Origin of the sequence: Rhodoferax sp. UBA5149 (genome assembly GCF_002413825.1) — a bacterium.
Lineage (GTDB): Bacteria > Pseudomonadota > Gammaproteobacteria > Burkholderiales > Burkholderiaceae_C > Rhodoferax.
The window spans coordinates 2,025-8,878 of sequence record NZ_DHXT01000156.1; the positions used below are offsets into that span (position 1 = coordinate 2,025).

Genomic DNA, 6,854 nt, shown 5'->3' on the forward strand with positions numbered 1-6,854 from the left:
GAGGCGTGTTTAAACACCGAATCACGGTAGCCGAACCCACATTGGGCGGCATTCAGGGTAAAGATTTGGCCCGTTTGCAGGTCGATCGCGTCGAGCGAGTCAAAGCGGTCTTGCAGTTCAACGCCGTAGGCACCCAGGTTTTGCACCGGAGCGGCGCCCACCGTGCCCGGAATAAGCGCCATGTTTTCAAGGCCGGGATAGCCCTGCTGCAGCGTCCAGGTCACGAAATCGTGCCAGTTCTCGCCAGCGCCCGCCTCCACCACAAAGGCTTTGGCCGTTTCTTCCACCAGGCGCCGGCCCTGGATCTCGACTTTCAGGACCAGCGGTTTGACGTCACCGGTGAGCACAATATTGCTGCCGCCGCCCAATACAAATTTGGGCCGGGCACTCCATTCGGAGCTGGCGACGACAGTTTGCACGTCGGCTTCACTGGCAATGCGGATGAGGGAATGCGCCTTGGCCACAATGTGGAAGGTGTTGCAAGACTGGAGGGGGACGTTTTTCTCGACTAACATTGCTGTAATTCTCTCATTAGCCCTCACATTTGTTATTTCTTACCGGAATTTAGCCATGCCTTCTTTTGATACGGTTTGCGACGCCAACATGGTGGATGTAAAACACGCGGTGGAAAACACTGCCAAGGAAATCGCCACGCGCTTTGATTTCAAGGGCACGCCAGCGGCCATTGAACTCAAGGACAAGGAAATGACCCTGATTGGCGACGCTGATTTTCAACTCACGCAGGTGCTGGAAATCCTGCGCAACAAGCTCACCAAGCGTAATGTGGACGTGCGCTTTCTGGACGTCGGTGATGTGCAAAAAATGGGTGGCGACAAAGTCAAGCAGGTCATCAAGGTGCGTAACGGCATCGAGACTGAAATGGCCAAAAAAATCCAGCGCCTGATCAAGGACAGCAAACTGAAAGTACAGGCCGCCATTCAGGAAGAAAAAGTGCGCGTCACCGGCGCCAAGCGCGATGACCTGCAGGCGGCCATGGCCTTGATCAAGAAAGAAATGACCGATCTGCCCTTGACTTTCGATAATTTTCGCGACTGATGAAAGCAGCTTTGGCGAGATGACGCGAACCAATAACACGATAGTCCCGACAGTCCTCGACAACGTTATTGAGACATCCCTGTGACCGTCCAGAACGAAAACGAATACGAAGACTTGCTCGGCCTGTGGGCGGACCTGGAGTCGGGCCTGGGCATTATTCTGGGCAGCCCGGGCAGCATCCAGGAGTTTGAGCAGCGCGTGTGGCAGTACGACCGCTGGATGCAAGCCTTGCTGAAGCGCGACACCGACGTCGGTCTGTACCTTTTGTTTCAGCTGGCGATGAACTCGCCGGTGGGTTATAGCGCCTCGCACGCACTGGTCAGCGCCGTGTTGTGCCACCTGATCGCAGTCGACCTGAAACTATCCCCGACCGAGCGCGACAACCTGGTGCATGCGGCCCTGACCATGAATATTGCCATGACGGCCCTGCAAGACCAGCTGGCAGGACAAACAGAGAAGCCCAATGTCGAACAACGGGACGCCATCAATACCCACGCCGTCAAAGGCCGGCAAATGCTTGTCGACATCGGGGTAGCCGATGCGCTGTGGCTGGACACCATCACCCTGCATCACGACGACAGCACTGACAGGGGCGACTTGCGAGACCTGCCGCCCGCGCGACGGCTGGCCCGCATTCTGCGAATTGTGGATCGCTACGCGGCCATGATCAGTCCGCGCCAATCACGCGAAGGTCGCACGGCGACCGAGTCGGCACGATCCATCATCACCCAAGCGGCGGATCGACATGACGAAGTCGGCCACGCGCTGATACGCGCGGTCGGGCTGTGTCCGCCGGGCACCTATGTGCGGCTCGACAACAAGGAAGTGGCGGTCGTGATGCGTCGCAGCAGCGAGCCCGACCACCCCCACGTCGCCATCGTGATCAACGAAGCGGGAACCCTGCTGAACCCGCCCCGTCTGCACCGAACCGCCAACAGCGGCCCCAAAATCAAGGCGTCGCTGCCCACCTCGGCGGTGCGCGTGCGCATCAATCATTACCAGGTTTTGCAGCTCGGGGCCTACGCCGCGCAACATCCTTAGACGCTCTGTTTTTGATAGCGGCTGGCGCACATTCTGTGGGGCACGACTGACTCACCCCAGCGCCACCGCCAAGGCCGTTTTGTTGACCACCCGGCGCAGCACGAAACTGGAATGCACGCCGGTCACGCCTTCAATGCGGGTGATCTGATTGAGCAGCAGAGCCTGGTAGTGATCCATATCGCGCACGGCCACTTTGAGCTGGTAGTCGGCATCCTGCCCGGTAATCAGCAGGCATTCCAGCACCTCAGGCAAGACGCACACGGCCGCCTCGAAGTTGGCAAAGCGCTCGGGCGTGTGCTTGTCCATGGAGATATGGATCAGCGCCATCAGTGTCAGGCCCAGCATTTTGGCGTCCAGCAGTGCGCGGTAGCCCACGATCAGGCCCGATTCTTCCAGTGCCCGCACGCGACGCAGGCAGGGGGACGGAGACAGACCGATGCGGTCGGCCAGGTCCTGGTTATTGATGCGCCCATCTTGCTGCAGCACTTCAAGAATGCGCTGATCGTAGCGATCAAGTTTCATGGTTTGCTAACTATTCAATTAATTAAGCAGTTTATTCCAAAATAATTAAATATTTAAGCATACTATGTTTATAAATAAGGAATTTGTGAAAACTACGCAATCTCCTGCGTGGCACTTCGGTCTAAACTTCTGTCACCTATTACCGACGGGCAAATGCAACAAACCGGTCACCATCCAACGTTGCGCAGGCTGACCTCACGAGGGCTGGCAATGCAAAACCAATACCCCAGGCAGAACATTCGCCTGGGGTCAATGGCATCCTTTCACCACCCCTTCTATGAATGACTCTCACAGCCTCAATGCGCCCCAATCTCTTGCGGGCCTCTGGGCCGACACCCGTGCCCATGACTTCACCATGGCATCCGAAGCACTGACGTGTTGCTTGCTCCGAACGCTGGCTGCCTCCAAACCGTCTGCCCGTTTTCTGGAGCTTGGCTCGGGCACGGGTTTATCGACGGCTTGGCTGCTTGATGGCATGGACGCCGGGTCGCATCTGACGACCGTGGACAACGACGCAACTCTGTTGTCTATTCTCAAACGCCACCTGGGTGCGGACCCACGATTGACCGTGGTCTGCGCTGACGGCGACGAATTCTTGCAGTCGCTGCGCGGCCAGCGTTTTGATTTCATTTTTGCTGACACCTGGGCCGGCAAGTACCGCTTGCTGGATGAAGCGCTTGAATTACTCAATCCAGCGGGCGTCTATGTCGTTGACGACATGCTGCCGCAAACCAACTGGCCTGAAGGTCATTCCGGGAAAGTCGCCCACCTGATCGCCACGCTGGAACAACGAAAAGACTTTCACGTTACAACCCTCGCTTGGGCCAGTGGGCTTATCCTTGCCACCAGACGCTAGCGCTCGTCCTGCGGGCCTTTCGAACCATTTCTGAACCATTTCTTTGAGCAGGTACCCGCCTTTATGCCCCACGAACCTCGCCTCACGCGTGACCTGCGCACCCTCCTCGCCACCCAGCGCGTCGCCGCCTTGGGCACGCTGGGCGACGACGGCCTGCCGTTCGTGTCGATGGTGCCTTTTGCGCTGGAGTCGCGCAGCGCCGGTCTGGTGATCCATGTCAGCGGGCTGGCGGCGCACACGCGCAATCTGCAGGCCGCGCCGCAGGTGTCCTTGTTGGTGATGCAAACGGAGGTCGCGGGGGAGCCGGTGCACGCCCTGCCCCGTCTGCACCGAACCGCCACCAGCGGCCCCAAAATCAAGGCGTCGCTGCCCATCTCGGCGGTGCGCGTGCGCATCAATCATTACCAGGTGCTGCAGCTCGGCGCCTACGCCGCGCAGCATCCTTAAGCGCTCTGTTTTTGATAGCTGCTTGCGAATATTCTGCGGGGGCTAGAGGCTTATTTCTTATAAATTTTTGTCAAGTAAACCAAATAAAGTCATGGGTTGTACGCTGCCGCCAGACACCTTTCGCACAATATTAGCCACCCGGCAACATAGCCCAAAGCGGCACAGCCTCTATCCCGTCGGCAAGCTTGAAACGGTGCATGCCCGGGTAGACGACATACAGTGCGTCCAGCTTCAGATCGTTCATGGCGATGCGCATGCTGGACGTCACCCGGGGCGCGTCAGCACGTTTGAACTCAACACCCACTCGCTGACGGCCTTTGAGCATCAGCAGGTCGAGTTCGGCGCCTTGGTGGGTTGCCCAAAAATAGGCTTGATCGGGCTTGGCGATACGCAGTACCTGCTCCAGGGCAAAGCCTTCCCAACTGGCACCACTTTGTGGGTGGGTCAAGAGTTCAGCCACGGTTGTGATACCCATCAACGCATGCAGCAACCCGGTATCCCGGAAATAAATTTTGGGCGCCTTGACCTGGCGCTTGCCCAGGTTTTCATGCCACGGCTGCAACTGGCGAACCATGAGCGTCTGCGTCAACGTGTCCAGGTAGCGGCGAATCGTAGGTTCCGAGACACCCATGGACTGTGCCGACGGCGCCGCAGACCAGATCTGCCCGTGGTAGTGCGCCAGCATCGTCCAGAAGCGCAGCATGGCGGGTGCCGCAATGTTGATACCAAACTGGGGCATATCCACGCGCACATGATCCGCCACGGCGTGGGCACGCCAGGCCAAACTATCCTCGTCAGAAGCGGCAAGATAGGAACGAGGAAAGCCGCCGCGCAACCACAGACGTGTTGCAGCGTCATTGCTGTATTTGCCCTCAAAGGTGCTGATCTCTCCCAGATCAAAACCGCCTACCTCCACCGTTTCGACACGGCCCAACAATGACTCACCTGACTGTCTCAGCAAGGCGGGGGACGCGCTGCCAAGCAGCAGATACTGGCCCGGCTCATCGGAACGGTCCATCAGTACCCGCAAGAGCGGAAACAAGTTGGGCTGGAGCTGGACTTCGTCAATGACAACCAGACCCTTGAGTTGCTCCAGCGTTTGTGCGGGTTGCTCAAACCGCTGTGCGTGGGGCGGGTATTCCAGATCGAAATAATTGGGCGACTGGCGACTCAAAAACCTCTGGGCCAGCGTGCTTTTCCCCGATTGCCGGGGGCCGCTCAGCACCACCCCGCGCGAACGGCCAAGTGCTTTGCGAATAGAGAGTTCAAGGACGGCGCGGCTCAACATGAACAAATATTACCACCATTACCATGAAATTCGAACATTAAGTATTGGAATTTCATGGCAAATACAGACAACTTTCTCACCCCACCGGCACCGCCAGCGCCGTTTTGTTAGCCACCCGGCGCCACACTGGAACAAGGAAAAGACTTTCACGTCACAGCCCCATCCTGGGCCAGTGGGTTTATCCTTGCCACCAAACGCTAGCGCTCGTCCTTCGGGCGCCTCAAACTCTATGCCCCACGAACCTCGCCTCACGCGTGACCTGCGCACCCTCCTTGCCACCCAGCGCGTCGCCGCCCTGGGCACGCTGGGCGACGAGGGCCTGCCGTTCGTGTCGATGGTGCCTTTTGCGCTGGAGCCGCGCAACGCCTGTTTGGTGATCCACGTCAGCGGGCTGGCAGCGCACACGCGCAATCTGCAGATGGCGCCGCAGGTGTCGCTGCTGGTGATGCAAACGGAGGCAGCCGGTGAGCCGGTGCACGCCCTGCCCCGCGTCACGCTGATGGGGCAAGCCACGGTGCCGACGACCGGCAGCGTGGCCTGGGCCGATGCGCGCGCCGCTTACCTGGCGCGCTTTCCCGAGGCCGAACCGATGACGCAGCTGGGCGACTTCATGTTTGTGACGATCCATCTGGCGGGCGCACGCCAGATTGCCGGCTTTGGCGCAGCGCGCTCGCTGGATGCCGACGAGATGGCGCGCGTGTTGCAGCCCTTGTAGGTGCGTGCCAACGCAGGATCACGCACTTCGTTGCCAAGCACGCAAATTCTCACGAATTTTTTCAGTGTTTGTGGCCGTGTTTAGGCTCGTGCACGTGATTGGTTTTTTCAGGCATCGCTTTTTTGCCCAGCCGCGACTCCGTGCCCTTGATCAGACGGCTGATGTTCTCGGCGTGGCGATAGATCAGGAGCAGCGACATGATGGCCACTGACAACAAGATGCCCTTGCTCATGTACCAGGCCGCGCCATCGCCAAAAACGTAGTAGGCTGGCGCAAACACCGCCGCCGTCAGCGACGCCAGCGAGGAGTACCTGAAGAAGTAAGCCATGATCAGCCAGGTGGCAGCGGTGGCCAGGCCCAGAATCCAGCTGATGCCCAGCAGCACACCCAAGGCCGTGGCCACGCCCTTGCCGCCCTCGAACTTGAAAAACACCGGGTACAGATGGCCGACAAAAGCGGCCAGCCCGACCATGGCGACGGTGCCGTCTTCCAGGCCGTAGGGCTTGCCAAACCACCTGACCAGCATCACAGGCAACCAGCCTTTGGCCGCATCGAGCAACAGCGTGACGATGGCCGCCGCCTTGCTGCCGGAACGCAGCACATTGGTGGCGCCGGGGTTCTTGCTGCCAAACGTGCGCGGATCCTTCAGACCCATGACGCGGCTGACAATCACCGCGAACGACAGTGAGCCGATGAGGTAGCCCATGAGCGCTGCCGCCACGGGGAAAAAAGATTGCATTGATTCCAAAAATATCTCCTGCTGCTGCACCCGTAGGCCGGGGCATGAAGCGCCTATTCTGCCAGCCCGCCCCGGGGTCAGCGGCAGCTACTGAGTCAACCGCTCATTCAAGCAACGCGCATTGCACGGTTTTGGCGGCCAGCAAGGCGACGCAGACCTGCGGGTCAATGCCCACCAGATAGCCGCGCCG

9 protein-coding genes and 1 pseudogene are annotated in these 6,854 nt (G+C 59.1%); 5 read left to right on the forward strand and 5 right to left on the reverse strand.

Going from position 1 to position 6,854, the window contains the following annotated elements; genetic code table 11:
- A partial coding sequence (locus tag B3V69_RS13575) for an FAD-binding protein (protein ID WP_296447376.1) occupies positions 1–515 on the reverse strand: 515 nt, incomplete at its 3' end.
- Between the two features lie 55 nt (positions 516–570).
- Here B3V69_RS13575 and B3V69_RS13580 point away from each other — a divergent pair.
- Together B3V69_RS13580 and B3V69_RS13585 are read left to right on the forward strand one after the other, a co-directional pair.
- On the forward strand, positions 571–1,056 hold the full coding sequence (locus B3V69_RS13580; RefSeq protein WP_296447377.1) for a YajQ family cyclic di-GMP-binding protein: 486 nt from the start codon (positions 571–573) through the stop codon (positions 1,054–1,056).
- Between the two features lie 81 nt (positions 1,057–1,137).
- Complete coding sequence (locus B3V69_RS13585) at positions 1,138–2,097, forward strand: HD-GYP domain-containing protein (protein ID WP_296447378.1); 960 nt, start codon at positions 1,138–1,140, stop codon at positions 2,095–2,097.
- A gap of 51 nt (positions 2,098–2,148) precedes the next feature.
- On the opposite strand, the gene B3V69_RS13590 is transcribed toward B3V69_RS13585, so the two are convergent.
- Positions 2,149–2,619 (reverse strand): Lrp/AsnC family transcriptional regulator, encoded by a 471-nt coding sequence (locus B3V69_RS13590; RefSeq protein WP_296447379.1) that lies wholly within the window; start codon positions 2,617–2,619, stop codon positions 2,149–2,151.
- A 277-nt stretch (positions 2,620–2,896) separates the two neighbouring features.
- Between B3V69_RS13590 and B3V69_RS13595 the strand changes: the two genes are divergently transcribed.
- Together B3V69_RS13595 and B3V69_RS13600 are read left to right on the forward strand one after the other, a co-directional pair.
- A complete protein-coding gene (locus tag B3V69_RS13595; protein ID WP_296447380.1) occupies positions 2,897–3,475 on the forward strand; it encodes an O-methyltransferase in 579 nt (192 codons plus the stop codon).
- Between the two features lie 63 nt (positions 3,476–3,538).
- Complete coding sequence (locus tag B3V69_RS13600) at positions 3,539–3,922, forward strand: pyridoxamine 5'-phosphate oxidase family protein (protein WP_296447381.1); 384 nt, start codon at positions 3,539–3,541, stop codon at positions 3,920–3,922.
- A 130-nt stretch (positions 3,923–4,052) separates the two neighbouring features.
- Here the strand turns inward: B3V69_RS13600 and B3V69_RS13605 are convergent, their stop codons facing one another.
- Positions 4,053–5,210, reverse strand: a complete 1,158-nt coding sequence (locus B3V69_RS13605) for an ATP-binding protein (protein ID WP_296447382.1) — start codon at positions 5,208–5,210, stop codon at positions 4,053–4,055.
- A 229-nt stretch (positions 5,211–5,439) separates the two neighbouring features.
- Here B3V69_RS13605 and B3V69_RS13610 point away from each other — a divergent pair, with 229 nt between their 5' ends.
- Positions 5,440–5,925 (forward strand): HugZ family protein, encoded by a 486-nt coding sequence (locus B3V69_RS13610; RefSeq protein ID WP_296447384.1) that lies wholly within the window; start codon positions 5,440–5,442, stop codon positions 5,923–5,925.
- A 61-nt stretch (positions 5,926–5,986) separates the two neighbouring features.
- On the opposite strand, the gene plsY is transcribed toward B3V69_RS13610, so the two are convergent.
- Positions 5,987–6,664 carry a glycerol-3-phosphate 1-O-acyltransferase PlsY gene (gene plsY, locus B3V69_RS13615; protein WP_296447386.1) on the reverse strand — a complete coding sequence of 226 codons (678 nt, stop codon included), beginning with the start codon at positions 6,662–6,664 and terminating at the stop codon, positions 5,987–5,989.
- A 103-nt stretch (positions 6,665–6,767) separates the two neighbouring features.
- Positions 6,768–6,854 (reverse strand): annotated as a pseudogene (locus B3V69_RS13620) (Cys-tRNA(Pro) deacylase); the annotation flags it as partial.

What these genes read in the sequence shown, in the direction of transcription:
- B3V69_RS13580 (WP_296447377.1), top strand. Translation starts at nt 571, where the DNA reads ATGCCTTCTTTTGATACGGTTTGCGACGCCAACATGGTGGATGTAAAA.
- B3V69_RS13590 (WP_296447379.1), bottom strand. Translation starts at nt 2,619, where the DNA reads ATGAAACTTGATCGCTACGATCAGCGCATTCTTGAAGTGCTGCAGCAA.
- B3V69_RS13595 (WP_296447380.1), top strand. Translation starts at nt 2,897, where the DNA reads ATGAATGACTCTCACAGCCTCAATGCGCCCCAATCTCTTGCGGGCCTC.
- B3V69_RS13600 (WP_296447381.1), top strand. Translation starts at nt 3,539, where the DNA reads ATGCCCCACGAACCTCGCCTCACGCGTGACCTGCGCACCCTCCTCGCC.
- B3V69_RS13605 (WP_296447382.1), bottom strand. Translation starts at nt 5,210, where the DNA reads ATGTTGAGCCGCGCCGTCCTTGAACTCTCTATTCGCAAAGCACTTGGC.
- B3V69_RS13610 (WP_296447384.1), top strand. Translation starts at nt 5,440, where the DNA reads ATGCCCCACGAACCTCGCCTCACGCGTGACCTGCGCACCCTCCTTGCC.
- plsY (WP_296447386.1), bottom strand. Translation starts at nt 6,664, where the DNA reads ATGCAATCTTTTTTCCCCGTGGCGGCAGCGCTCATGGGCTACCTCATC.